Below are 23,477 nucleotides of genomic sequence, written 5' to 3' on the forward strand. Positions count from 1 at the left end.
GCACTAGCCGAGCCGCCACGCCAGTTCCCAGAACTGGTGCAGCACGTCGGGGTTCTCGGTGCCCAACAACCGCCTGACCTCTGAATCGATATCCTGGCTCAGACGGAGGCGCCACTGGGTCATTTGCCGTGAATTCGGCGCTACCAGCCCATGCTCCCAGTTGGCCAGTTCCTCTTCAGAAACCCCGAGGTTCACGGCGACATCGCGTCTTGGCTGGCCTGTCATCTCCCTGAGTTTGCCCAGCGACGGTCCGTCCCCGTTCCTGATGAGGGCGATGAGTCCGCTGACCTTGCTGAAATCAATCTCGCCGTGGTTCATCGAAGGCCACCTCGCCCCCTGCGGGGAATTATCCGGGATTTATCTTACGCGCGTGTTACCGGCCGCGCAAACGAATTATCCCTGAAACGCCAAAAGGTTTTATACTTGTGGCCGTAAATGGGCGAATCACTGATCAATAGCGGCTGGATCCTTCCGGTACTCCTGGTGATGGTAGGTTTGCTTGTCGGCACCTATGGCACCCTCATAGGTGTCGGCGGCGCCCTTGTGCTGGTGCCTCTGCTGCTTGTCCTGTATCCCCAGGCTACCCCCCAGGCCATTACCGCCGTTTCACTGCTGATCGTCCTCGTTAACTCCATCGGCGGGTCGATAGCTTACGCCCGCCAGAAACGTATCGATTACCGCACCGGCATCATTTTCGCCCTGGGTACGGTGCCCGGAGTCCTTCTCGGTATCTGGACGCTCAATTACGTATCGCGAAACCTTTTCGCCCTCATTTTCGGTTTGGTCATGATCGTCATCTCGGCGTTTCTGGTTGTCCGTTCTGAACCATCCAGGACTGCCGGTTTGGTAAACGGCAACTATGACTGCAATCGTCCGCTCGGATTTACCTTGAGTCTTGGGGCGGGATACCTAGCGGGGCTTCTGGGCATTGGCGGCGGTATCATCCACGTTCCGGTGATGGTCTACATTATGTGCTTCCCCACCCATATAGCCACCGCGACTTCTCATTTCATCCTGATCTTTACCGGCGCGACCGGAACTCTCACCCACCTCAGCCAGGGAAGTTTCGGATCCAATTGGCTTGTCATTGTCTGGCTGGCAGTCGGTGTGGTCGCCGGTTCGCAACTAGGTGCCCGGCTCTCAAAACGCATCCATGGAAAGGTTATCATCCGCCTGCTGGCGGTGGCTCTGGCGATAACCGGGCTGAGACTAGTGCTAGGGTAGTGCAGTTATGTTAAAATTAGTTAGCGCCAGAGTTCGACGAGGATAATCCTATGGTCATGGCACAAACATCAAAGCTGCCCTCAAAGCTCAAGATCGAGAGTGTTGATTTCGGAGGCCTTACCTGGTACGACATCGAAAGGCCGTCCGAAGCCGAGACGGCGTATTTGGCCCAGAATTTCCCGTTCCATCCCCTGGACCTTGACGACGTCCTGTCAAAGCGCCAGCGCCCCAAGATAGACGAGTACAAAGACTATCTGTTCATGGTTTTCCACTTCCCCGTTTACAACAAAGTGGAGAAACTGCTGACGCCGTCGCAACTCTCGGTATTCATCGGTTCAAATTACGTGATTACCCTTCACGCCGGGGCATTGCGGCCGCTCACCCGGCTTTTCCGCGAATGCGAGTTGGATGACGAGTGCCGGAAGGAGTTTCTCACCCACGGCCCCGGCTACCTGCTTTACAGGATCGTCGACAGGCTGGTGGACTATTGCCAACCCATCGTCAACAAGATCCTTGAGAACATGGACCGGATAGAAGACGAGATCTTTGCCAAGCACCGCGCCGGCACCGTCAAGGAAATATCGGTTCTCCGGAGAGACATCATCACCTTCCGCCGGACGATCTGGCCCATGCGTGCCGTGATCGCCTGCCTGGAACCCAAGCTGAAACGCTATATCGATACCGATCTCAATGTCTATTTCGGCGATCTGATCGATCATACCGACAAGATCTGGGACAGTCTAGACGAGTGCAAGGAAGTCATCGAGGCCTTGTCCGCGACGTTCGATTCGATGTCCTACAACAACTACAACGCCGGTATCCGCACCCTTACCATCTTCGCCACCATTACCCTCCCGCTGCTGCTGGTCGCCAGCGTCTACGGCATGAACATCCCCCTGCCAGGACAGAACTCAGCCCACCCTATCATCATCGTCCTGCTGATTACCCTCGGCGCAACGATATTTACCGCCCTGGTTCTCAAACGCCTTAAAATTCTGTAACCGCCCGGAAAGGACCCGTTTTTGCGTATTTCTCCCCGTTTAATGGTCATCGCGGCTCTGTTTGTCACCTGTCTTATCACCGCCAATATCATCGCCGTCAAGCTCATCTCCGTCGGGTCGAACATCGTATTGCCGGCGGCCATCATCATCTTTCCCTTGAGCTACATCATCGGCGACATCCTGACCGAGGTTTACGGCTTCGCCTGGGCGCGGCGCGTTATCTGGCTCGGTTTTTTATGTAACCTGATTTTCGTTTTCTTCGCCTGGATCGGCGGTTTACTGCCCGGCGCTTCCTTCTGGCAGGGCCAATCCGCCTATGAAACAATCCTGGGCTACACCCCCCGCCTTCTTTTGGCTTCCTTCAGCGGATATCTTGTGGGCAGCTTCGCCAACGCGGCGGTGATGTCCAGGATGAAACTCTGGACCGGGGGTAAATACCTCTGGACGCGGACCATCGGCTCCACCATCGTCGGCGAGGGTCTGGATTCAGCCGCTTTTATCACCGTTGCCTTCATCGGCACTCCCGCCTTCGCCCTGATGCTGATCGTATACCACTGGGTTGCCAAGACCCTCATTGAAGCCGTAGCGACGCCGGTTACCTATGCCGTAGTCAATTATCTGAAAAAGGTCGAGGGGATCGATACTTTCGACCGTGAAGTCAGTTTTAATCCGTTCAAATTGGTTGATGCCAAGTAGATGAAGATCAAATTCCTCGGCGCCCATAACTGCGAGACCGCCACCACCGGGATGATGTGCATCCTGGTCGATGACCGGGTCGTCATCGACGCCGGTTCCCTCACCCGCAACATGACGCTTGATGAAATGTTCAAAATCAAGGCTCTTCTTTTAACCCACGGCCATCTCGACCATTTCCGCGATGTCGCCACACTGGGCATGAACCTGTTCCTGAACGGCCGGACCATTGACGTCTTCGGCAGCGAGAAAACCCGCGCCGCCATCTCGGAACACATTCTTAACGGCGCTATCTACTCGAAGTTTTTTGACAGCCCGGAAAACAACCCCACCCTTCGATTCAATACGGTCAAAGCCGGCGTCCCATTCAAGATAGACGGCTACGATGTGATGCCGGTCACCCTGCCCCACCCGGTCCCCGTCTTGGGCTACCAGTTAACCGACGCCTGGGGTAAAAATTTCTTTTACACCGGTGACACGGGGACGGGTCTGTCGCGTTGCGTTGAACAGATTTCTCCTGATTTCATGGCGGTTGATGTCACCGCTTCGTCTAAATACACTGAGTTTTTCTCGGTGCGCAACCAGCACCTGACTTCGGAAACGCTCGGCGGTGAATTGAAATCTTTCCGCCAGCTTAAAGGTTATCTGCCTCCCGTCGCCTGTGTCCACATGAGCCCCTTCGGCGAACCGGAGATCGCCGCCGAGATCGACGCGCTTTCAGCGGAGCTTTGCAGCCCGGTTTACCTGGCCCGCGAAGGCCTGATCGTCGATCTCTAGCCGCCGGTACCTCAGGCATCTTTAATTTCGGTAGCACAGGCATCCTGCCTGTGTGTATTCCTTAGTTCCGGTATCTCAGGCATCCCGCCTGTGAATCTCCGGGGTTCCTGTAGTTTCGGTAGCACAGGCATCTTGCCTGTGAGTTTCTAGGTTCCGGTAGCTCAGGCATCTTTGCCTGAACGTACTCCGGCCATTCGGTATTCAATCATTCGTTATAACCGGCACCCCTGCCTGTCCAACAAAAAAGTTTCATCCTTGGCGTAAATCGGATATCCTATATCCGCGAACCTCCGACGGGCACATACAGGAAGCCGCCCGCTGCCAATTTGGCTGAAACGTGATGACAAATTCAGAAAATCTCAAACCGGGAAACAGGTTGAGACCATTATCGCAGCCGGAAGCACGCCGCCGGAACCTGCCCCACATCGAGGAACCCGGCAGTGTCTACTTTGTCACGTTCACCATTGCGAATAATAGAACTCTGGATACCCCAGCCAAAAATGTCGTTTTCGATACTCTGCGCTTCCATTCCGGTACAAAGTATACTTTGTATGCCTGTGTCGTAATGGCTACCCACGCCCACGCCGTGATCCAACCTCTTAGAGAACAAACCACCGGGTCTTTTTATAGCCTGTCCCAAATTATGCACAGCATCAAGAGCTATTCCGCTAATGAGATAAATAAACTCTTCGGGCAGAAAGGAAGTGTCTGGCTGGCCGAGACGTATGATCGGATCATCAGAGATGACAGCGAACTCAAAGAAAAGCTCGGTTACGTGGTCAATAACCCGGTCAAAGCCGGCCTCGTTGAAAACCCGGAGGACTACTGCTGGCTGTTCTGTGTCGGCATTTCGAACTCCCTCCCGTAGCACAGCATGCTCCTTTAAATCGTACCTCAGGCAACGTTATCTCAGTAACCGGTAGCTCAGGCATCCTTGCCTGAGCATACTCCAGTCCCCTCAGTGTTCAATCCTCCGGTACCACAGGCATTCCTGCCTGTCGGTATCTGAGACTCCGGTACCACAGGCATCCTTGCCTGTGAGTTTCTAGGTTCCGGTAGCTCAGGCATCTTGCCTGTGAACATTTCGGGTTCCGGTAGCTCAGGCATCTTGCCTGTGAACATCTCGGGTTCCGGTACCACAGGTATCCTTGCCTGTTGCCCGGGCCGACTTTGGGATGTATACCCCTCCCTTGTACAATCGAACTGTGGATGAACCCTGCTTCCTGGTGGACCAAAACGTCGGCAAACTGGCGCGCTGGCTGAGGCTCCTGGGATACGACGCTGCGTTCTTCACCGGCGAGGACGATAGCCGGATGGTTAAGCAGGCGCTTGCCGAAAACCGGATCATCCTCACCCGCGACACCGCCATTCAGTACCGTCGGGTGGCCACTTCCGGCCGCCTCAAGGTCGTGACTTTCGAGACCGAAGATGCCGAAGTCCAGATGCGCCAACTCCTCTCGCGGTTTCAACTTGTCGATTTCAGCCGCCCTTTCACCCGCTGCCTGGAAGACAATTCACTGTTGCGCCCGGTCGACAAACCCGCCGCTCTAAACCGGGTACCGGCTTACACTTTCAAGACCCAGGATGAATTCATGGAGTGCCCGGTGTGCTGCCGCGTCTACTGGCGCGGCAGCCATTGGCAAGCCCTTGAACGCCGCCTCGCCCGGTTTCGCCATCAATAACCCATTTTGCCATTCGATGGTTCGTGTTTTTTCGGGATTTATATATTCGAATTTCGTATTTTGGGTTATTGACCGCACTCGTGTCCGCTGCTACACTCAATGCCATGAAACTTGTAACTGCTGCCGAAATGCGCCTGCTCGAAAAACGCGCCTTGGAATCCGGAACAAGCTTTGGAGATTTGATGCACAACGCCGGCCGGGCTGTCGCTTCTGAAATCTGCGGTCTGTTCGATTCCTTTCCCGGAAAAAAAGCGTTGGTCCTGGTCGGTCCAGGCAACAACGGCGGGGACGGATTGGTGGCGGCGAGATTTCTGAATGATGCCGGGGCTATCACTCACGTGTATCTTCTGGCTCCCCGGGATCCGGGCGACCTCGTTTACAACGAGGCACTGGAAGCCGGCATCTCGCCCATCGAAGTGGAGTCGGACGCTGGCTTTTCAAAGCTGCGGGAACTCCTCGGTGAAGCCGATGTCGTCGTCGACGCCATTTTCGGCACCGGCCTTGGCCGTCCCATCGGCGGCGCTTCAGCCGCGGCACTGACTCTCGTCGCGGAGGCCCGTAACCAACGCCCCGATATGGTCGTCATCGCCCTCGATCTCCCATCCGGACTTAACGCGGATTCGGGAGAAATTGACGACTCAACTCTCGCCGTCGATTACACCATAACCCTGGGGTACGCCAAGCGCGGCTTTTTCCTTTTCCCCGGAGCGGATTACACCGGCCAGATCCTGGTGGCCGATATCGGCATCCCGGACGGTCTCGATGATGACATCCTGTCTGAGGTAATCGACGAACATGATGTTTTGTCCATCCTGCCCCTCCGCCCCTCGGACGCCCATAAAGGCTCGTTCGGCAAGGTCATGGTCGTTGCCGGTTCCACCGAATTTATCGGCGCCGCCTCGCTGGTTTGCCAGTCTGCCGCCCGCGCCGGCGCCGGTCTCGTCACCCTCGCCGCCAGGCAATCCCTTCATCCGGTATTCGCCGCCAAACTGGTAGAAACCACTCACCTGCCGCTGCCGGAAACGGCGCACGGCGAATTCGCCTCCGAGGCCGCGGAGGTCGCCCTGGCGAGGCTGGTGAAATATGACGCCGCCGCTATCGGGCCCGGCCTGGGCCAGTCGCCTGACACCGTCGAGTTTGTCCATCAACTGCTGTCGGGCATTTCGGAAAACACCGGGCTGGTGCTCGACGCCGACGCCTTGAACGCCTTATCTTTAACCCCGGACTGGTGGGATATTTTCAATCACCCCGCCGTGCTCACCCCACACACCGGCGAGTTTGCCCGCCTCAGCGGCCTGTCGATCGGGGAAATCCTGGCCAACCGTATGGAGATCTGCCGCAAGAACGCCGCTTTATGGGGCAAGGTCGTCATCCTTAAAGGCGCTCACACCGTCGTCGCTTCACCTGACGGCCGGATTGCCGTTTCTCCTTCAGCCAACCCGGGGCTTGCCAGCGGCGGTACCGGCGACGTCCTGACCGGCATCATCACCGGGCTTCTGGCGCAAGGCCTGGATGAATTCGATGCCGCCCGCGCCGGGGTTTACATCCACGCCATGGCCGGAGAATCGGTCCGCAACAACATCGGTGATACCGGTATGATCGCCTCCGACCTCCTGATCCAGATCCCGCGTGCCGTAAAATCGATCAAGGAGCATGACCATGCTTCTTGTCATTGACACCGAACGGTTCCCCCTTACTCAAAGAGCCTGTCCCCGCGAAAGCGTGGGAGGGACTAAGGGGGATCTAGCCGAGTAAGAACGATTCCGGATCGTTGAAAGATCGTACGATGCTACTTGTCATTGATATCGGTAATACATCCATCTCGCTGGGTATCTACGACGGCGACAAACTAAAAATCAGCCTGCGTGTCGCCACCGTTTTGCACCGGATGCCGGATGAGTATGCCTCATTGATGCTTCACCTGCTTGAGATCAACGGAATCGACCGGAAATCGATAGATAAAGTGGCCCTCTGTTCCGTGGTGCCGCCATTGACCAGCACCTTCGAGGATCTTTGCCGCAAGTATTTCAACGCCGACCCGTTGACGATCGGGGCGGGCACCAAAACCGGGGTCAAGATCCGCATGGACAACCCCCGCGAAGTCGGCGCCGACCGCATCGTCAATGCCGCCGCCGCCTTCCACCTTTACCACACTGCCTGCATCGTCGTCGACCTGGGTACCGGCACAACCTTCGACACGGTGTCCGCCTCCGGTGAGTTCATCGGAGGCGCCATCGCACCCGGCATCAACATCGCCGCCGAGGCTCTCACTTCCCGCACCTCGATGCTGCCCCGCATCGAACTCCACGCCCCCGAAAAGGCTATCGGCACCTCCACGGTCAAAGCCATGCAGTCCGGCATGGTCTTCGGTTACGTCGGTCTTATCGAAGGCATCGTCGGGCGCATCCGTAAGGAACTGCCATCCCCGCCCACGGTCATCGCCACCGGCGGCTACGCCGAACTCCTGGCTTCGGAAACGAAGGTTTTCGATGCCGTCAGCCCGGACCTGACCCTGTTTGGTCTGCGCCTGATCTATTACATGAACCGGGCGTGATTCCCCGTTTGTAATTTTGGGTTTTGATATTTGGATTTGTTTCGGATTTCGATATTAGAATTTAGGATTTCGGAATGATCCTTATCGTCGACGACTATCTGTTCCTCATCGGCGGTTTCATTGGGGTGGTTTGGGGCATCGCCCACCTCGTCCCCACCGGGGCAATAATCAAAATGTTCGGCCCCATCTCCGGAGAAAACAAGCGCATCCTCGCCATGTCCTGGATCGCCGAAGGGGTAGCTCTGATCTTCATCGGCGCCGTCGTTTCCCTGACTGTCGCCATCGCCGGAACCGAAAACGACGCCACCCGGATAGTCACCTGGTCAGCCGCCGCCGCCATGTTCGCTCTTGCGGGCGTAAACATATTCACCGGTTTTAGAACCTCCATCTTCCCCATAAAAGCCTGCGTTTTTGTCGATGGCGCGGCCGGTTTATTATTTTTTATCGGGAGTATTATTAATTCGTAGCAAAGGCGTATAATTATATACAAGTTTGTGCTCTGTTTGAGAGTCGTTCGCCAGCGAATGGAATTCCGGAGGAATCCGGTAATAGCCGCTTAAGGAGCCAGGCATGATCATCATCCTCTCCGGCGCCATAGTTACCATGGTCTGGGGTTTGTGGCGGGTAATGAACGGTAAAAAGTCGACCGAGATGCAGCAGAATCTCGGCCTCGCCGGTATCCTTGTCGGCGCCGTGGTCGCCATCTCGGCCAACTTCACCAGGTCCGATGCCGGCGTCATGACCCTGGTTGCGCTGTTGGCCGCCGCGGTGATGCTCGTCCTTGCCATCCTGTGTATCAGCGCCATCCGGCGTCCCGAAGGAGGGGCGAACACCATCGATCTCGCCGCGATCATGATCGGCGTTTTTACTTTCCTGGTCGGCAGCGTTTTTCACTAAAGTGACGGACAAGCTTAATGTTCAAAGATAAAACCATCGTCCTCGGCGTCACCGGATCCATCGCCGCCTACAAGGCCGCCGATATTACCTCGAAGCTGGTTCAGGCAGGGGCCAATGTTGAAGTCGTCCTGACGGATTCCGCCCTTCAGTTCCTGACCCCCCTCACCTTCCGCTCCCTGACCGGCCGCCAGCCCGTGACTTCCCTGTGGGAACCCGCGGGTGAAGTAACCGTGAAGCATGTTTCGCTCGCCAACGCCGCCGATGTTATTCTGGTCGCCCCCGCCACCGCCAACACCATTGCCAAACTGGCCCACGGCCTGGCTGACGATATTTTGTCCTGCACCATTCTCGCTGCCAGGGCAGGGGTGATCATCGCCCCGGCCATGAATTGCAACATGTGGGATAATGCCGCCACCCAGGAAAACATCAGGACGCTCCAGTCCCGCGGCTTCATTTTCGTCGGTCCGGAAACCGGCCACCTGGCTTGTGGTTACGAAGGGCGCGGGCGCCTCGCCCCGGTCGACCAGATCCTGGCCCTGGTCGGCTCCGTGCTCAACAAAAAGAAGGATTTGGCGGGTAAAACCATTGTTATTACCACCGGCGGCACACGGGAACCGCTCGACCCGGTCCGCTTTATCGGCAACCGCTCCTCGGGCAAGATGGGCTACGCCATGGCCGCCGCCGCGCGCGACCGGGGCGCCATGGTCAGGCTGATCTCCACCGTGGACCTGCCGGAAAGCGCCGGCATGGAGGTGACCCGCGTCCAGACCGCCGCGGAAATGCTGGGTGCGGTCAAGAATTCAGTCAAAGGCGCCGATGCGCTCATCATGGCCGCCGCCGTGGCGGACTTCAAGCCTTCAAAGGTCGCCAGCGAGAAGATCAAAAAGGCTTCAGCCAGCCTGGACCTTAAACTTGAGCCGACAACGGACATCCTTGGAGAGGTCAAAGGCAAGTTCGTCCGTATCGGCTTCGCCGCCGAGACCTCCGAACTGATCGACAACGCCGAGCGAAAGCTCGACGCCAAAAATCTGGACATCATCGTTGCCAATGACGTCACCGCTCCCGGCTGCGGTTTCGGGTCGGACACCAACAAGGTGACCCTTATCTTCCGGGACGGCCACATGGAAGACCTGCCGCTCATGAGCAAACGGGAAGTCGCCGACGCTATTTTGGATCGGGCGGTGCCCATTTTTGCTCCCATGGCGAGGGTATCGGGTTCAATAGCCGCGCGGGGTGCCTGATGCCCCCGAAAATTGAGATAACCCTCCAGCCCGTTTACCTGAAGAACGGCTACATTTACATCCCTGCGGCCTCGGGGTCATTCTTCCCGTCGGGAAAGCCTTTTTCGGTCCGGTCCATAACTATTGAAGAGCCCGGCGGGTCTTTCACCGCAGAACTCCAGTTCAATAGCAAGGGCTATATCTGAATCAACAAACTCCGCAAGTTCTTTGCGGCTTACCCGGATTTAAAGCCAGGCGATAGGTTAGAGATCACCGAAGTCGAGCATGGTTCTCGTTACGCCTCACTCCGATTATCTCATTCTGAATTTTAGGTCTTGTCATCCTGAATTTTTCCTTTGGCATCCTGAACACCCCCGGTGTGGCATCCTGAACACCCCCTGTGTGTCATCCTGAGCATAGCGAAGGATCTCAATGTCTCCCCTTCACATCTGGAACTTAAATAGGATGAGAGGCCTTCTTCTTCACTTTGTAGCTCAAGCCGATGAAATAGAACCCGCCCAGCATCGAAACGACATGAAACAGAACCGCCGGTATCTGGGATGTGAAGGTTGTCGCGTCTTTCGCGGCGACCGCCGCGATAATGGTGATGACTCAGACAATGCCGAGGCCGAAAAAGACGTATCCGAGTGTTTTGTAAAATGCGCTCATCTCATCGCTCCTTTACTGCTGCACCGCGTTGACAAACATCCACAGCGCAAGCAGCGCAAAAAAGCCGTGGATGGCGTAACCGGTCATGGAATTTTTGCTCCAGGGTTTTTCTTTCCGGCGGAACACGCCCGCCATTACCATGACTATTCAGACCAGCTGAAAAACGAACGCCAACGCTGCGCCGATCCACCATCCCATGTCGTGACCTCCTTATGGGTTTTCTTTTCGACGAAAATCATAGAACCAGAGCGCTTCTCGCTCAATGGCCTCAATACGGGATTTTTCCTGTACTTTTGGCTAGTTAAAAAATAACCTCATCCGGTCAGGACTGGATTGGAGGAGACTGACGACACCATCGATTGGGAGCCCGACGGGCTGCAGGTCGGGATCAGGCGTTAACCCATGATAAATGAACTGATGATTCCCGACCTCAGCTTCCGGGGTTCTCCGATCTTGTAGGGGCACGGCATGCCGTGCCCGCCCCGATGTTCTCGTGCGTCTTCTAAATCGTTTCCTTGGAGCCTTGCCTGTGTTAGTTTATCCTTTTCCCGAAAATCCTTGCCTTGTGGTATACAATTAACTGATTCGGCAACAGGAGGCCCCTATGTTCGCCAAAAAGACAGTGGTCATCGCATCGGTTCTACTCGGCCTCCTTTTGTCTATTGGGGTTTTCAGCATTTGCTATGCCAATTCGGCGCCGCCGCCCCGCATCGTGATCGTCGTCGACAATGCCCCACCCAACCTGGAACTCTCTATCGGCCAGACCAAAGCGCACCGTGACAACCGCCTGACCACCGCCTATTTCGTCATTAATCCTTACTTCGAAAAATCAGCTGAATTCCGGCTGACCGTGACCAATGGCGCCGATACATTCGAGTTGCCCCTCGTGGGTGTCAAATACACCTACAACAATGTCTACACCCTCGACCTTTCCAACCGCCAGCTTACCAGCGGTCCGCCTGCCTCGAGGTTCATCTGGCTGCCCGTCACCATCCTTCTCACCCTGGCTCTGGAGGGGCTTGTCTTTTTCCTCTTCCGTTACCGCGTCGCCAGGTCATGGCTGATTTTTGTCGTCATCAACGTTCTGACCCAGTTAGGACTGTATTATTGGCTGAGCCAGAACTCGAATTTTTTCGACAACTACATACTCTTTACCTACGTGATCGGCGAATTCTTTGTGTTTATCATCGAGATCGTTGCGTTTGTCGTGCTGTTAAGGGAACACGGCAGGCTCCGCGCCGCCGCCTATGCTTTCACCGCCAACCTCTTCAGCCTCTTCGCCGGTGGTTATCTTTTGATGGTCCTGCCCGCCAGTTTTTAGATCGTCTCTTGTAGGGCCGACCTGCCGGTCGCCCGCCTGGTCGGTATCTTCCCCGGCTCGTGGCCTCCGCGAAAGCCGGACCTTTCTCCCCCTCCAACCTCCCTCGCCCCTTGAGGGAGAGGGATTAGAGGGTGAGGGGTAACCATTCCGGCCGGTCACCCGCCCGGTCGGGGTATATCGGCCTTGAGCTAGTGTCATACGGCGAATCCTTGGACGTGATCCATGAGCTTGCCCCTGACTCGATTCACGGACGGAATCTATCGGAATTTGTCTTTCTGAGCCCTCGATGAAATCGAGGCGAAGAATCTCAATGCTTTCTGAGAGAGTGACATCTGTAAAACGCGATCTGCCACCTGACCTTCCGCCGTAAAATATATTTCCAAACGACCCCAAAAACGACACGAAACGCTTGACAGCCCTTTCGGGATTTGTCTTTCTGAGCCCTCGATGAAATCGAGGCGAAGAATCTCAATGCTTCTTGAGAGAATGCACCCTGCAAACCTTCACCTGCCACCTGACCTTCCGCCCTAATAATATATTTTCAAAGAGACCCCAAAAACGACACGAAACGTTTGACAGCCCTATCGGAATTTGTCTTTCTGAGCCCTCGATGAAATCGAGGTGAAGAATCTCAATGCTTCCCGAGAGAATGAACTCTGTAAAACGCCACCTGCCACCTGACCTTCCGCCCTAATAATATTTTTTCAAAGAGACCCCAAAAACGACACGAAACGCTTGACAGCCCAAAGGAACTCCCGTGCTATAATACCGGCATGGATGAATTAGAACGTTTGTATTATTGCGACTGTTCGCTCCCTATTGTTTCGCGGAACCGATGGAGAGTAAGTGAACCGATCACGTTTAACGACCATTTGACTTCGAAATCAATTTATACGATTGACGCAAAGCTGATTTCGGATGATTTGTTTCAGAATAAAAGATTTTGCAGAAAGGTCAAACAATTCCGCCCCCCCCCGCCATCCCACCAAAAAACGGGGCTGGGAACTGGGAACTGAAAACTGTAAACTGATAACTGTCCACTCGTTCGAAATGAACGTATTGAATGAATTGTCCGCGCCAAGCGACGCAATCGTGATAAAGGCAGATTCCAATCGTGTCGTTTCGGGAAATCTTGAACCGTGCGCCCGGACAATTCACGCAATTCGGATGCTCAATCTTATCCCAACGTTTCGGATTTCACCCAGGTGGCGTAGGGGCGGGTTTTTTAACCCGCCCTCACCGAAGGGAATGGGCATTGAATTATTGGTATTACTTGAAATTGGTAGTATTGGTATTATTTTCCAGGGGTTTCAATCGTATTCTATGTACGCTACTTGGATTGCCCGCTGTGAGCCGGAAACCGATAACTTAAACTTCACCTGCCGGCATTTGTTTTTCTTGCCGGCGGAATATCGGTATTCGTTTTCTCACAATTACCCAATCGGGGGACTTAGGGATTCGTTTCAGAAAAAACGCTTTTTCCCGAAAAAACAAAACACAAATCGGTTTGGGGGATTGGAACTTATTTGGGATCTGTCCCCGACTGGATCGGGGATTGGGATCTGGAATTTCGATGTCGCACCAACGTTAATAGCCTGCTCATGAGAAAAACGAAAGCCATGAAACCCTTTGATTTCGAAATCGAATCCCACGTTCAAACCGAACGTAAAAACGCGGCATTCGTTTCACAAAAAAAGGTTTTGGAAATATCGCCAAAACAATTCGAGGGATCTCGGGGCGCCGGATATTGAATATTGGTAGTATCGGTAGTCTCGCCCGGCGTCCGCCGCCCGCTGCTTTTGCCCTCTGTGGTATAATGGAGCATTATTCTTTTTGATGGTGATCAATGAAGTCCAAAGACTTTCTATCGGTAACTGATCTTGCCGGACATGAGATCCGGATGCTCCTGTCCGACGCCGCCAGTCTGAAAGCTCAAGGGTGGCAGACGACACTCTCCGGCAAGACGCTGGCTTTAGTCTTCGAAAAACCCTCCCTGCGCACCCGCGTCAGCTTCGAACTGGCGATGAAACAACTTGGCGGCGAGGCCATCTACCTCTCCCCCGCCGAGGTCGGCCTGGGCAAACGCGAGTCCGTCGCCGACGTCGCCCGTGTCCTTTCCCGCTTCGCCGACGCCATCGCCGTCCGGACCTTCGCCCAGGGCACTTTGGAGGAACTGGCGGAGTGGGCCGGCGTACCGGTGATCAATGCCCTGTCGGACTCCGAGCACCCCTGCCAGGCGCTGGCCGATCTCTTGACCATCTACGAGCACAAGGGCGAATTCCCCGGCTTGAAATTGGCCTTCGTCGGCGACGGCAACAACGTGGCCTCCAGCCTGGCGCTGGCCGCCGCGTCGGTCGGCCTGAATTTCACCATCGCCACGCCCAAGGGTTATGAATTGCCCGGCCGGGTGATGCAGAAAGCCCTCGACCGCGCCGCCGTCAACGAATGTATCATCGATGCCACCTACGATCCCATTGCGGCCGTCCGGGACGCCGATATCATCTACACCGACAACTGGACTTCGATGGGTCAGGAGGCTGAGGCCGAGATTCGCCGCAAGGCCTTCAAAGGCTTCCAAATCGACGATCAAATGGTTTCGCTGGCCAAGCCCGACGCCATCATCATGCACTGCCTTCCCGCCCATTACGGTGAAGAGGTCGCCGAGGGCCTCCTCAACAGCCCTCAATCGGTCGTCTTCGACCAGGCGGAGAACCGGCTCCACGTCCAGAAGGCGCTCCTCGCCGATATGCTCGGCGGCCTGTGTTTCCCCTGGCCCGGCTGATTTATGGAGACGGTAATTGAGGTCATGGGGTTGATCGGTGTTGCGGCGGCGCGTCAGTCGCCAGTTTTCGTTTGTTCCCGGTTCCTATCAAACACCCATCCTGTTTTATCCCCTCTTTCTTTACGGGAGAGGGTCGGGGGTGAGGGCTTGAGTAAAGAATTAAAGGAGAGGGGGATCGGCGACAGTCGATGACCAGCCAACCTTCCGTTGCCATCGTCGGCCGCCAGAACGTCGGCAAGTCCACCCTGCTAAACCGGTTGACGGGCCGCCGCCAGGCCATCACCGAGGATTTGCCCGGCACCACCCGCGACCGGCTGTACATCCCCATGAACCATGCCGGACGGGACTTCGAACTGGTCGATACCGGCGGCATGGAGCCCCTGCCGCAGGATACCATCGCCCGTTCCGTCAACGACCAGGTGCGTTCCGCCATGAAAGCCGCCAGTGTCGTCGTCTTCCTGGTGGATGCGAAGGCCGGACTCACCCCCCAGGACCATGAAATCGCCGACGAGGTCAGGAAGAGCGGTAAGCCGGTCGTCCTCGCCGTAAACAAAGCCGATAACGCCAGATTATCCCTCCATGCCGCCGAATTTCACTCTCTGGGCTTCGGCGAACCCATGCCGGTGTCGGCTTTCCACGGCCGCGGCGTCGAGGACCTGCTCGACCGCGTCGTCGAACTCCTGCCGGAACCCGAAGCCGTCGCCAAGGCCGCGCCGGGCCTGCGCATCGCCATCGCCGGCCGCGCTAATGTCGGGAAATCTTCCCTCTTGAACGCTTTAGTCGGCGCGGAACGAATGATAGTCTCGCCCATTCCCGGGACAACCAGGGACTCTATTGATACACCTATTGACACCGCCAGCGGTTCTGTGGTACTTATAGACACCGCTGGCATAAGGCGCCGGGGCAAGATAGAACGTGGCGTTGAGGAATACAGCGTCATCCGCTCCCTGAACGCCATTGACCGCGCCGACATTGTTTTAATTGTTTTAGATGCCAGCGAACCGGCGACCGCCCAGGACACCCACATCGCCGGATACGCTCGGGATCAGGGCCGGGGGTTAATCCTTGTCGTCAACAAGACCGATCTCCTAGAAAATGTGGACATGACTGAATACGACCGTAACATGGCCGCCCGGTTCAAGTTCATTCCCTACGCGGAACGCCTTTACGTCTCAGCTCGCACCGGCGACGGCGTAGACCGGGTCATCCCCACCTCCTTCGAAATCCAATCGGAACGCGCCAAGCGCATCCCTACCCCGGATCTGAACAGCCTGGTGCGTCAGGCGCTGGCCCGCCATGCCCCGCCGAGTGCCGGGGGCAAGCTCTTGAAAGTCCTTTACGCCACTCAGGTGGGCGTCTGTCCGCCGGAGATCGTGTTCTTCGTCAACGACCCGAAGCTCGTCCATTTCTCTTTCGAGCGTTTTCTGGAAAACCGGCTCCGCGAGGTCTTCGGTTTTGCCGGAACGCCGATCAAGTTCACGTTCAAATCCCGAGGTGAATAAATTATGCTAGTCATCGAGCTTTTGCTTGTAGCCATAACCGCTTACCTCATCGGCAGCATCCCATTCGGCTATCTCATCGCCCGGCGTAAAGCCAACGTCGATATCACCTCCATCGGCAGCGGTCGAATCGGCGCTACCAACGTATTACGCACCCTCGGGCGCAAGATGGCCATCCTGGTCGCCGGACTGGATCTGCTCAAGGGCATCACGGCCGTGTTGCTGGCCGGTGTCGTCATCGGCCACAATTACATTTTAGTCGGTGATTACCACGTGAGTATCCTGACCGCCCAGGTAATTGCCGCCCTGGCTGCGGTTATCGGCCACATTTTCCCCATCTTTAACCATTTCAAAGGCGGCCGGGGGGTGGCGACTTTCTTCGGCGGGTTCATCGCATTGTATCCCCTCGCTGCGATTTTCGGCGGCGAGGTCTTTATCATCGGAGCCGGACTGACCGGTTTCGCCTCGCTCGGCAGCATCGCCGGGGTCGCCGGAGCATACGCCGTGATGATTCCTCTTTCACTCCATTCCGGCCTTCCCATCGAATATCTCTTCTACTCGCTCATCGGCTCCACGATCATCGTGATCATGCACCGCGACAACATCCAGCGGCTGATTGCCGGCAAAGAGCGCTCTTTCACCGAAAAAGCCAGTTGAATGAGCCGTTCGAGGCCGGGTTCCCAATGTTGGAAGTGGTAATATGCCCAAGGTCGTAATTGTCGGCGCCACCACCTGGGGAATAACCTTAGCCGCCGTCCTTGCCCGCAAGGATGGGGACCTGAGAATACTCACCCGGACCGAGGAAGAAGCCAGCCTGACCCGCGATAGCGTTTTCAGGACGCCTCGCCTGCCTGACGGCTTTATTCTGCCGCCGGGGATTACCGTCACCGCGGATACATCCTTAGCCATGAAAGACGCCGACGCGGTTATTATGGCCGTTCCGTCTCAGGCAATGAGACTCAACACCAGGCAGGTCGCGCCTTATATCGGTAAACGGACGCTCATCATCAGCGCGGGTAAAGGCCTCGAGATTGAGACCGGCAAGCGCATGTCCGAAGTTATCTCCGACGAGACGCGCAAGGAGCACCACGCCAACATCTGCGTCCTCTCCGGACCGAACCTGGCCTGGGAAATCCTGGCCGGCAGACCCGCGGTCACTGTGATCGCCGCTGAAAAAGAGACCCGCGCCCGCCGTGGCGTCAGGCTGGTGACGGTGCCCAATTTCTGCGCCTTTACCAACACCGATGTCGTCGGCGTGGAACTTGGCGGTGCTCTCAAAAACATCATCGCCCTGGGAGCCGGCATCGTCGACGGATTGGGCTACGGTGATAATACCAAGGCTGCTTTGTTGACCCGGGGCCTGACCGAGATCACCGCGCTGGCAACGGCGTTGGGCGCCAACCCTTTGACCCTCGCCGGTCTGGCCGGGCAGGGCGACCTGATCGCTACCTGTTCCAGCAAGCTTTCCCGCAACCACCAGGTCGGTGAGCGGCTGACCCGGGGGGAATCGCTTAAAGACATTCAGGCCAAAATGAACGGCATCGCCGAGGGTGTATCGACCACCCTCGTCGCCTGGAACCTGGCCCAGAAATTGGGCATCGAGATGCCCATTACCGACCGGCTGTACCGGGTACTATACCAGGGTGAAGATGTTCGTGTAGCCGTTAAAGAGCTGATGGTGGTCACCGCCTCGCACGAGTTGGCGGGACGCAAATGGGGCCTGTTCAGCCTTTTCCGCAGGCGCAAAACCCCTGAAACGCGTCTTTAGCTTCGAAAAACGCTTGCTATTCTTCGCCGGTTGAGTCAGTAGGCGTGCCGAGACTCTTTCCCAGTTCTTCCAGGAGCTGCTTCTGTTTCTTGTTGAGCTTCTCGGGGGTGACTACTTTGACTTCAACCCATTCATCGCCAAAAACCGATGGCCGGTTAACCTGGGGCATGCCTTTGCCCTTGACCCGCAGCACCTTTCCACTCTGAGTACCGGCCGGTACTTTCAACTTCGACGGTCCGTACAACGTCGGCACGTCCAGCTCGACACCGAGGGCGGCCTGAGCGAAATTCAATGGCAGCTCGTAAACTACGTTATCGCCGTCACGCCGGAAGATCTTGTGGGCGGCGACCACAGGAGTGATGTATAGATCACCCGCGCCTCCGTTCCGGTCGCCCATGTTGCCAGCCCCGGAGATCCTGATCTGGTTGCCGTTATCGATGCCCGGGGGTATCTTGACCTTGATGGTCCTCGATGCCCGGTTTCGGCCGGAACCCTTGCAGGTAGGACATGGGTCGTTGATGATCTGACCCTCGCCGCGGCAGCGTGGACAGGTCACGACATTGGTGAAACGCCCGAAAACGCTGCGCTGCACCTGGTAAACTTTACCCTGTCCTCCACACTCGGAACACTTGGTTGGCGTGGTCCCTTCCTTGGCGCCGGTACCCTTGCATGTCTCGCAAGCCTCGATGCGCTGGACGTTGACCTCTTTTTCGATGCCCGTCGAGGCTTCTTCAAGTGTGATGTTGAGCTTGTAGTTAAGGTCGGAACCGCGGCGCGGCCCCTGGCCGCCCTGGCCCCCCATGCCGCCGAAAAAGGTCTCGAAAATCTCGCCCAGTCCGCCGAACCCCGCGAAGTCCTCGAAACCCCCAGTACCTCCGCTGAACGGTCCGCCCGCTGCCCCGGCATGGCCGAAGCGGTCATAAGCAGCGCGTTTGTTGGCATCGGAAAGCACCGAGTAAGCCTCGTTAATCTCCTTGAATTTGGCCTCTGCGTCGGCTTCTTTATTGCGGTCGGGGTGATATTGGAAAGCAAGTTTGCGGAAGGCTTTTTTCAAATCATCGTCGGTGCAGGTGCGCACTACACCGAGCACTTCGTAATAGTCGCGTTTTGCTGTAGCCATGGTTTCCCTCGTTGAATGATTAGACTAACGTATCATTCTATCGCAAATTGGGGGAAAAAGCCATTCTCAATCGTAAGCCGTGCCGGAATTCTTCTCGGTTTGGAAAAAATATGGATTGAATTTCAGCCCGGGATGAAGCCTAGTTCTTGCCCCAGGTTGTCAGCCTTTGATCTCGTTGCCAACGCTGAAGGCCTTGGCGATGACCTCACCGAGGCCTTGATACTGTGATTGGCCGGTGGTGTAGGCAATCGGGTCTATCTTGGACACATCGGCCTTGCCGTTGGTCAGGCATTCTTCAGAGATATGGCACTCGGTGATCCGGCCGATGACCAATATGTGGCTGCCAAGTTCCACCGTCTGGTGCACCACGCACTCCAGGTTAACCGGACAGGACTCTATCAGGGGCGCGCCGTTCAACTGCCCGAAAAAGATTTTGAACCCGCATCTGGCCGTCTTGTCGGCTTTTGAGCCGGAGACTATACCGCAGTAGTCGGCTTCCCTGACAAGCCGGGTGTTCGGAATATTGACTGAAAAGCTCTTGTTTTCGTTGATTCCCTTCAGGGTGTGCCGCGTGGGTCTGATGGCTACGGAAACCATGGCGGGTTCCCCGCAAGCGACGCCGCCCCACACTGCTGTCATAAAGTTGGGTTTGCCCGCGACCATGCTGCCGATCAGCAGGGTGGGCATAGGATAAATCAGCGCCTGGGGCCCCAGTTTAAGTTTGGCCATATCACTCCTTGGAAATTCCCGGGTTATTGTACCAGCTTGCTCCCCGCCTCGAAAGCCCGTTCCAGTGCCCCGGGAACGTTCCTGATGGCCCCGGCTTCATCGACATCGGAAAACAGCAGCTCGCCGGCGTATTGGACATCGAGGACGATGAAGAGAGCTTTAATGGTTGCCCTGGCGGGTTCGAAAAGGGTTTGCCCCTTACGCCCGCCGACGGAAATGAAAAAGCCTTTCCGGGGCTTGACCGGTTCGACGGGCGGCTGTTTCAAAAGGTATTTGCGAGCCCATATGCATTGGCACCGGTCTATGGCAGCCTTAAGTTGGGCAGTTATCGACATGAAGTGCAATGGGGAAGCGACGACGATGACATCGGCGGCGGACAAAGCGTCGTAGATCAGGGTCATGTCGTCATTAATCTTGCACTCGCCGGTGCGGGAGCAGTAGTCACAGTGCAGACAGCCCGAAATGTTCAGCTCGGCGACTTCGATAACGCGGGTTTCGGCTCCGGCATCCCTGGCGCCTCGCAGAAATTCGTAGAGGAGCTGCTCCGTGTTGCCGCCCATCCGGGGGCTTCCGGACAGGCCGAGGACGTTCACGAAAGCTCGGACTCCAGGGTTTTCAAAATCTGCAATTCGCGGTCTTCCATGATGACGGCGTCGGCTTCAATCTCGTGGTCGAAACCGAGGAGATGCATGATGCCGTGGATCAGCAGCCGCGCCAGTTCCCGCTTAAGTGAATGCCCGTACTCCGCGGCCTGGATCTCCGCCTGGGGGAGCGAGATGACAACTTCACCGAGGTTGATACCGCCGTTGAGCGCCGGGGGAAAATCCGGGTGGGTGGTAGCGTCGGCGGAGGCTTCTTTGACGAAGAAGGAGAAGGAAAGCACATCGGTCGGACAGTCCTTCTTCCGGTAAACGCGGTTCAACTCCCGGATTTTATCCTGGCCGGTGATATAGATGCCGACCTCGGATGACGCCTCGGCGCACTGCGCGATGAGGATGCGCCGGGCAATAGCCCGCAGCCAGGGAACAGACAGGGACTTTTTAAATTCTTTGTCGACGGTGATATCGATTCTCATGTCAAATGCATTATAGCGTAAGGTACATATACTGTCAGCATTCGGCGGTCAGTGCGTGACTTCGGCCTTCCTTCAGATACAAAAATGACTGAAACGACTCTTTGAAGCGTTGTCGAGAAAACAAAGGAAACAATTCCCTGAAGCAAGAACCGAATAATACCAATTCTCCAAAACTACCAATCCTCGCCCCGCCAATATTCCCGGGCTCTCGGGGGGAATTACATGGGCTATTCCCTGCCGCTGCGTTTCACCCGCCCTACCGGCTATCTCCAAAAACGTTTTTTGCGAAACGAATGCCGGGTTTTTACGTTCAGGTTGAACGTGGGATTTGTTCCCGATAACAAATGGTTTCAAAGCTTTCGTGTTCTTTTGTAGAGAGTATCGGCTTGTCACCCGGAAATCCCCTTTGATTTTTCAACAATCGCCTTTTATAGAATATATGTACTGACCGTTTATAGTACCAGTGTTCTTAATCTGATGTCAAGCGTCTCGTGTCGTTTTCCCACGAATATTTTGTTATGTCAACATCGCGACCAATCACGAATTCTCGTCGCCATCCTCTCCGGAACAGGGTTTCGGTTTTCATAGCAAGGGGATTTGGACGAAAATGTTGGATGTTCGGGGCATTAAGTGTTCCCTTAATTAAAAAACCTGTAAAATAAAGCAGGCACAGGTATCTTAATAGGTTAGACGATATGCTTTTGAAACTTATGCGGCTAAACGTTCCTGCGTGGCTGAGCTATTCTCTTGCTTTTGGTTTCGTCGCATTTGCAACCTGGTTAAAAGTCCTCGCCGAACCCAACGTCATCCCGCAAAATGTGCCCATAACTTATTTCTTAGCAATAGTCCCAGCCGCAATTTTTCTTGGCATGGGACCAGCAATTGCAGCTTGCATACTGAGTCTTTTTGCCTTTGACTATTTTTTTGTTTCACCACTGCATACGCTATTAGATCTTTCACACACCGAGAATCTTCCGATCTTAGCTATATTTTTATTCGTTGGTATTTTATTCAGTTATCTTACATCGAATCTGCGCCAGGAAAACATCAAAGCGAACAAAGAAATAGAGATCCGCAAAGAAAAAGAAACGGAACTTAAAAAACTAAAGGAAAATCTAGAATTTCAGGTTGAAGCCAGAACCAACGAGTTACAAGAAGCATTGGAAAATGTCGGACACGAAAGATCGCTGTTAACAACGGTGATGAACAGCGCCGGGGATTCCCACCTGGTATTTCTCGACAAAGATTTCAATTTTGTGCTGGTTAACGAAACATACGCCAAATCGTGCGGCTATAAACCAGAAGAAATGATCGGCAAAAACCATTTCGCCCTGTATCCTCACGAAGAAAATCAAGCCATTTTCACCAAAGTTCGGGACACGGGCATCTCCGTTTCCTACCGTGACAAGCCATTTGAGTTTCCCGATCAACCGGAACGCGGTACCACCTATTGGGACTGGACTCTCGTTCCCATTAAAAATGATAGCGAAGTACAGGGGCTTGTGTTCAGCCTGACCGAAACGACCAACCGGAAAAAGGCGGAACAGTCACTGGAGTCATTCAACCAGGAACTCGAGCGCCGGGTCGATGAGCGGACACTCGAACTGATCGAAGCCCGTGACGCGCTGTTAGAGCAATTGGCGCTTCGCGCCAAGGCCGAAGAGTCCTTAAGGTCCCTGTCATCCCGGCTTCTCAACATCCAGGAAGAAGAGAGGCGTTTGATCGCCAAGGAATTGCATGACGAGGTCGGTCAGAACCTGACTGTACTCAAGATGCTTCTGGGTAGGGCCATTCAAGGAGTCCCCAATGAAGCAAAAACTCTTTTAAAAAGCGCATCGGGGACGGTAACCGAACTTATCAAAGAAATCCGGACGTTATCAATGTCATTGAGACCTAGTGTCCTGGACGATCTGGGGCTTGTGCCCGGGTTAGAATCTCTTTTCAAGCAAATCAACACTCTTGCCGGGCTTTCGATACACTTTGAGCATGACGAGATCGAAGGGTTACATCAAGACGTTTCCCTTGTCGTATATCGGATTATTCAGGAGGCACTAACCAATATCATGCGCCACGCGGGCGTTAAGGAGGCTTCGGTCTCTATTAAAGCTAACGACGGCCAGATCGCACTCAAAATCGAAGACCAGGGGATAGGTTTTGAACAATCTTCCCTTCAAATCAACAGGTCGACAGGCCTCTCAGCCATGAAAGAACGCGCTGCCCTGGTGGGTGGAAGACTTGCGATAGAATCTGAACCGGGGAAGGGAACGAAGATCGAGGCAATTTTGCCGATATCACCAGCGTCTGGGCTCGAGAACCGCCACACGGTTGAATAGGCGCAAGGCCGACACAGTTCCTCCAGACAAAAGAGGCCCACTGGATTCCCCATTTTTGCGCGCAATGACGGGGTTATGGAACCAGGTGGGCGACCCAATGGGTCGCACCTACTGATGATCCAATACCGGATAG

At 55.3% G+C, this 23,477-nt stretch carries 25 protein-coding genes; 20 read left to right on the forward strand and 5 right to left on the reverse strand.

Annotated features, from left to right (window positions below):
* Positions 1 to 3: 3 nt before the first annotated feature.
* A complete protein-coding gene (locus tag Dform_RS07730; RefSeq protein WP_076004491.1) occupies positions 4 to 318 on the reverse strand; it encodes a hypothetical protein in 315 nt (104 codons plus the stop codon).
* A gap of 117 nt (positions 319 to 435) precedes the next feature.
* Between Dform_RS07730 and Dform_RS07735 the strand changes: the two genes are divergently transcribed.
* The 19 genes from Dform_RS07735 (at position 436) to Dform_RS07825 (ending at position 18,087) form a co-directional block, all read left to right on the forward strand.
* Entirely contained in the window at positions 436 to 1,224 is a 789-nt protein-coding gene (locus Dform_RS07735) for a sulfite exporter TauE/SafE family protein (RefSeq protein ID WP_225973661.1), read from the forward strand.
* A gap of 56 nt (positions 1,225 to 1,280) precedes the next feature.
* Positions 1,281 to 2,225: a magnesium transporter CorA family protein gene (locus Dform_RS07740; protein ID WP_076005120.1), complete on the forward strand. Its 945-nt coding sequence runs from the start codon at positions 1,281 to 1,283 to the stop codon at positions 2,223 to 2,225.
* A 21-nt stretch (positions 2,226 to 2,246) separates the two neighbouring features.
* A complete protein-coding gene (locus Dform_RS07745) occupies positions 2,247 to 2,921 on the forward strand; it encodes a queuosine precursor transporter (RefSeq protein WP_076004492.1) in 675 nt (224 codons plus the stop codon).
* Positions 2,922 to 3,695, forward strand: a complete 774-nt coding sequence (locus Dform_RS07750) for an MBL fold metallo-hydrolase (RefSeq protein ID WP_076004493.1) — start codon at positions 2,922 to 2,924, stop codon at positions 3,693 to 3,695.
* Between the two features lie 340 nt (positions 3,696 to 4,035).
* Positions 4,036 to 4,563, forward strand: a complete 528-nt coding sequence (locus tag Dform_RS07755) for an REP-associated tyrosine transposase (RefSeq protein WP_076004494.1) — start codon at positions 4,036 to 4,038, stop codon at positions 4,561 to 4,563.
* 322 nt (positions 4,564 to 4,885) lie between these two features.
* Positions 4,886 to 5,377, forward strand: a complete 492-nt coding sequence (locus tag Dform_RS07760) for a Mut7-C RNAse domain-containing protein (protein ID WP_225973662.1) — start codon at positions 4,886 to 4,888, stop codon at positions 5,375 to 5,377.
* 80 nt (positions 5,378 to 5,457) lie between these two features.
* Entirely contained in the window at positions 5,458 to 7,053 is a 1,596-nt protein-coding gene (locus tag Dform_RS07765) for an NAD(P)H-hydrate dehydratase (protein WP_145925552.1), read from the forward strand.
* A gap of 110 nt (positions 7,054 to 7,163) precedes the next feature.
* Complete coding sequence (locus Dform_RS07770) at positions 7,164 to 7,931, forward strand: type III pantothenate kinase (RefSeq protein ID WP_076004497.1); 768 nt, start codon at positions 7,164 to 7,166, stop codon at positions 7,929 to 7,931.
* Between the two features lie 74 nt (positions 7,932 to 8,005).
* The gene (locus Dform_RS07775; RefSeq protein WP_076004498.1) at positions 8,006 to 8,398 is read left to right on the forward strand and encodes a hypothetical protein; all 393 of its coding nucleotides are present in this window, start codon (positions 8,006 to 8,008) and stop codon (positions 8,396 to 8,398) included.
* Between the two features lie 103 nt (positions 8,399 to 8,501).
* Positions 8,502 to 8,828 (forward strand): hypothetical protein, encoded by a 327-nt coding sequence (locus tag Dform_RS07780; protein ID WP_076004499.1) that lies wholly within the window; start codon positions 8,502 to 8,504, stop codon positions 8,826 to 8,828.
* Between the two features lie 17 nt (positions 8,829 to 8,845).
* Positions 8,846 to 10,069 (forward strand): bifunctional phosphopantothenoylcysteine decarboxylase/phosphopantothenate--cysteine ligase CoaBC, encoded by a 1,224-nt coding sequence (coaBC, locus tag Dform_RS07785; RefSeq protein WP_076004500.1) that lies wholly within the window; start codon positions 8,846 to 8,848, stop codon positions 10,067 to 10,069.
* Positions 10,069 to 10,254, forward strand: coding sequence for a hypothetical protein (locus tag Dform_RS07790; protein ID WP_076004501.1), 186 nt, complete (start codon positions 10,069 to 10,071; stop codon positions 10,252 to 10,254). Before coaBC ends, Dform_RS07790 begins: the two co-directional genes overlap by 1 nt.
* Positions 10,255 to 10,582: 328 nt before the next feature.
* Positions 10,583 to 11,029, forward strand: coding sequence for a hypothetical protein (locus Dform_RS07795; protein ID WP_076004502.1), 447 nt, complete (start codon positions 10,583 to 10,585; stop codon positions 11,027 to 11,029).
* 292 nt (positions 11,030 to 11,321) lie between these two features.
* The gene (locus Dform_RS07800; RefSeq protein WP_076004503.1) at positions 11,322 to 12,038 is read left to right on the forward strand and encodes a hypothetical protein; all 717 of its coding nucleotides are present in this window, start codon (positions 11,322 to 11,324) and stop codon (positions 12,036 to 12,038) included.
* Between the two features lie 1,248 nt (positions 12,039 to 13,286).
* Entirely contained in the window at positions 13,287 to 13,643 is a 357-nt protein-coding gene (locus tag Dform_RS11260; RefSeq protein ID WP_145925553.1) for a hypothetical protein, read from the forward strand.
* Positions 13,644 to 13,884: 241 nt separating this feature from the next.
* A complete protein-coding gene (gene argF / locus Dform_RS07810; protein WP_076004505.1) occupies positions 13,885 to 14,820 on the forward strand; it encodes an ornithine carbamoyltransferase in 936 nt (311 codons plus the stop codon).
* Positions 14,821 to 15,008: 188 nt separating this feature from the next.
* The gene (gene der, locus Dform_RS07815) at positions 15,009 to 16,322 is read left to right on the forward strand and encodes a ribosome biogenesis GTPase Der (protein WP_076004506.1); all 1,314 of its coding nucleotides are present in this window, start codon (positions 15,009 to 15,011) and stop codon (positions 16,320 to 16,322) included.
* Positions 16,323 to 16,325: 3 nt separating this feature from the next.
* Positions 16,326 to 16,976 (forward strand): glycerol-3-phosphate 1-O-acyltransferase PlsY, encoded by a 651-nt coding sequence (gene plsY, locus Dform_RS07820; RefSeq protein ID WP_076004507.1) that lies wholly within the window; start codon positions 16,326 to 16,328, stop codon positions 16,974 to 16,976.
* Between the two features lie 43 nt (positions 16,977 to 17,019).
* On the forward strand, positions 17,020 to 18,087 hold the full coding sequence (locus tag Dform_RS07825; protein WP_076004508.1) for an NAD(P)H-dependent glycerol-3-phosphate dehydrogenase: 1,068 nt from the start codon (positions 17,020 to 17,022) through the stop codon (positions 18,085 to 18,087).
* Between the two features lie 16 nt (positions 18,088 to 18,103).
* Here Dform_RS07825 and dnaJ read toward each other — a convergent pair whose 3' ends face one another.
* The 4 genes from dnaJ to ybeY all read right to left on the reverse strand — a co-directional run bounded on the left by dnaJ (position 18,104) and on the right by ybeY (position 21,011).
* A complete protein-coding gene (gene dnaJ / locus Dform_RS07830; protein WP_076004509.1) occupies positions 18,104 to 19,207 on the reverse strand; it encodes a molecular chaperone DnaJ in 1,104 nt (367 codons plus the stop codon).
* A gap of 159 nt (positions 19,208 to 19,366) precedes the next feature.
* The gene (locus Dform_RS07835) at positions 19,367 to 19,936 is read right to left on the reverse strand and encodes a flavin reductase family protein (protein WP_076004510.1); all 570 of its coding nucleotides are present in this window, start codon (positions 19,934 to 19,936) and stop codon (positions 19,367 to 19,369) included.
* 23 nt (positions 19,937 to 19,959) lie between these two features.
* The gene (locus tag Dform_RS07840; RefSeq protein WP_076004511.1) at positions 19,960 to 20,529 is read right to left on the reverse strand and encodes a flavodoxin family protein; all 570 of its coding nucleotides are present in this window, start codon (positions 20,527 to 20,529) and stop codon (positions 19,960 to 19,962) included.
* Positions 20,526 to 21,011 carry an rRNA maturation RNase YbeY gene (gene ybeY, locus Dform_RS07845; protein ID WP_076004512.1) on the reverse strand — a complete coding sequence of 162 codons (486 nt, stop codon included), beginning with the start codon at positions 21,009 to 21,011 and terminating at the stop codon, positions 20,526 to 20,528. Before ybeY ends, Dform_RS07840 begins: the two co-directional genes overlap by 4 nt.
* Positions 21,012 to 21,706: 695 nt before the next feature.
* Here ybeY and Dform_RS07850 point away from each other — a divergent pair.
* Positions 21,707 to 23,344: a DUF4118 domain-containing protein gene (locus Dform_RS07850; RefSeq protein WP_076004513.1), complete on the forward strand. Its 1,638-nt coding sequence runs from the start codon at positions 21,707 to 21,709 to the stop codon at positions 23,342 to 23,344.
* Positions 23,345 to 23,477: the final 133 nt, after the last annotated feature.

Origin of the sequence: Dehalogenimonas formicexedens (genome assembly GCF_001953175.1) — a bacterium.
Classification (GTDB): domain Bacteria; phylum Chloroflexota; class Dehalococcoidia; order Dehalococcoidales; family Dehalococcoidaceae; genus Dehalogenimonas; species Dehalogenimonas formicexedens.

Bases quoted from the DNA above. Each gene is read 5' to 3' on its own strand.
- argF (WP_076004505.1), top strand. From the start codon at position 13,885: ATGAAGTCCAAAGACTTTCTATCGGTAACTGATCTTGCCGGACATGAG.
- Dform_RS07835 (WP_076004510.1), bottom strand. From the start codon at position 19,936: ATGGCCAAACTTAAACTGGGGCCCCAGGCGCTGATTTATCCTATGCCC.
- Dform_RS07800 (WP_076004503.1), top strand. From the start codon at position 11,322: ATGTTCGCCAAAAAGACAGTGGTCATCGCATCGGTTCTACTCGGCCTC.
- Dform_RS07780 (WP_076004499.1), top strand. From the start codon at position 8,502: ATGATCATCATCCTCTCCGGCGCCATAGTTACCATGGTCTGGGGTTTG.
- Dform_RS11260 (WP_145925553.1), top strand. From the start codon at position 13,287: ATGGGCATTGAATTATTGGTATTACTTGAAATTGGTAGTATTGGTATT.
- Dform_RS07775 (WP_076004498.1), top strand. From the start codon at position 8,006: ATGATCCTTATCGTCGACGACTATCTGTTCCTCATCGGCGGTTTCATT.
- der (WP_076004506.1), top strand. From the start codon at position 15,009: ATGACCAGCCAACCTTCCGTTGCCATCGTCGGCCGCCAGAACGTCGGC.
- dnaJ (WP_076004509.1), bottom strand. From the start codon at position 19,207: ATGGCTACAGCAAAACGCGACTATTACGAAGTGCTCGGTGTAGTGCGC.
- Dform_RS07750 (WP_076004493.1), top strand. From the start codon at position 2,922: ATGAAGATCAAATTCCTCGGCGCCCATAACTGCGAGACCGCCACCACC.
- Dform_RS07735 (WP_225973661.1), top strand. From the start codon at position 436: ATGGGCGAATCACTGATCAATAGCGGCTGGATCCTTCCGGTACTCCTG.
- ybeY (WP_076004512.1), bottom strand. From the start codon at position 21,011: ATGAGAATCGATATCACCGTCGACAAAGAATTTAAAAAGTCCCTGTCT.
- coaBC (WP_076004500.1), top strand. From the start codon at position 8,846: ATGTTCAAAGATAAAACCATCGTCCTCGGCGTCACCGGATCCATCGCC.
- Dform_RS07850 (WP_076004513.1), top strand. From the start codon at position 21,707: ATGCTTTTGAAACTTATGCGGCTAAACGTTCCTGCGTGGCTGAGCTAT.
- Dform_RS07770 (WP_076004497.1), top strand. From the start codon at position 7,164: ATGCTACTTGTCATTGATATCGGTAATACATCCATCTCGCTGGGTATC.
- Dform_RS07740 (WP_076005120.1), top strand. From the start codon at position 1,281: ATGGCACAAACATCAAAGCTGCCCTCAAAGCTCAAGATCGAGAGTGTT.
- Dform_RS07730 (WP_076004491.1), bottom strand. From the start codon at position 318: ATGAACCACGGCGAGATTGATTTCAGCAAGGTCAGCGGACTCATCGCC.
- Dform_RS07795 (WP_076004502.1), top strand. From the start codon at position 10,583: ATGAAACAGAACCGCCGGTATCTGGGATGTGAAGGTTGTCGCGTCTTT.
- Dform_RS07755 (WP_076004494.1), top strand. From the start codon at position 4,036: ATGACAAATTCAGAAAATCTCAAACCGGGAAACAGGTTGAGACCATTA.
- plsY (WP_076004507.1), top strand. From the start codon at position 16,326: ATGCTAGTCATCGAGCTTTTGCTTGTAGCCATAACCGCTTACCTCATC.
- Dform_RS07790 (WP_076004501.1), top strand. From the start codon at position 10,069: ATGCCCCCGAAAATTGAGATAACCCTCCAGCCCGTTTACCTGAAGAAC.
- Dform_RS07825 (WP_076004508.1), top strand. From the start codon at position 17,020: ATGCCCAAGGTCGTAATTGTCGGCGCCACCACCTGGGGAATAACCTTA.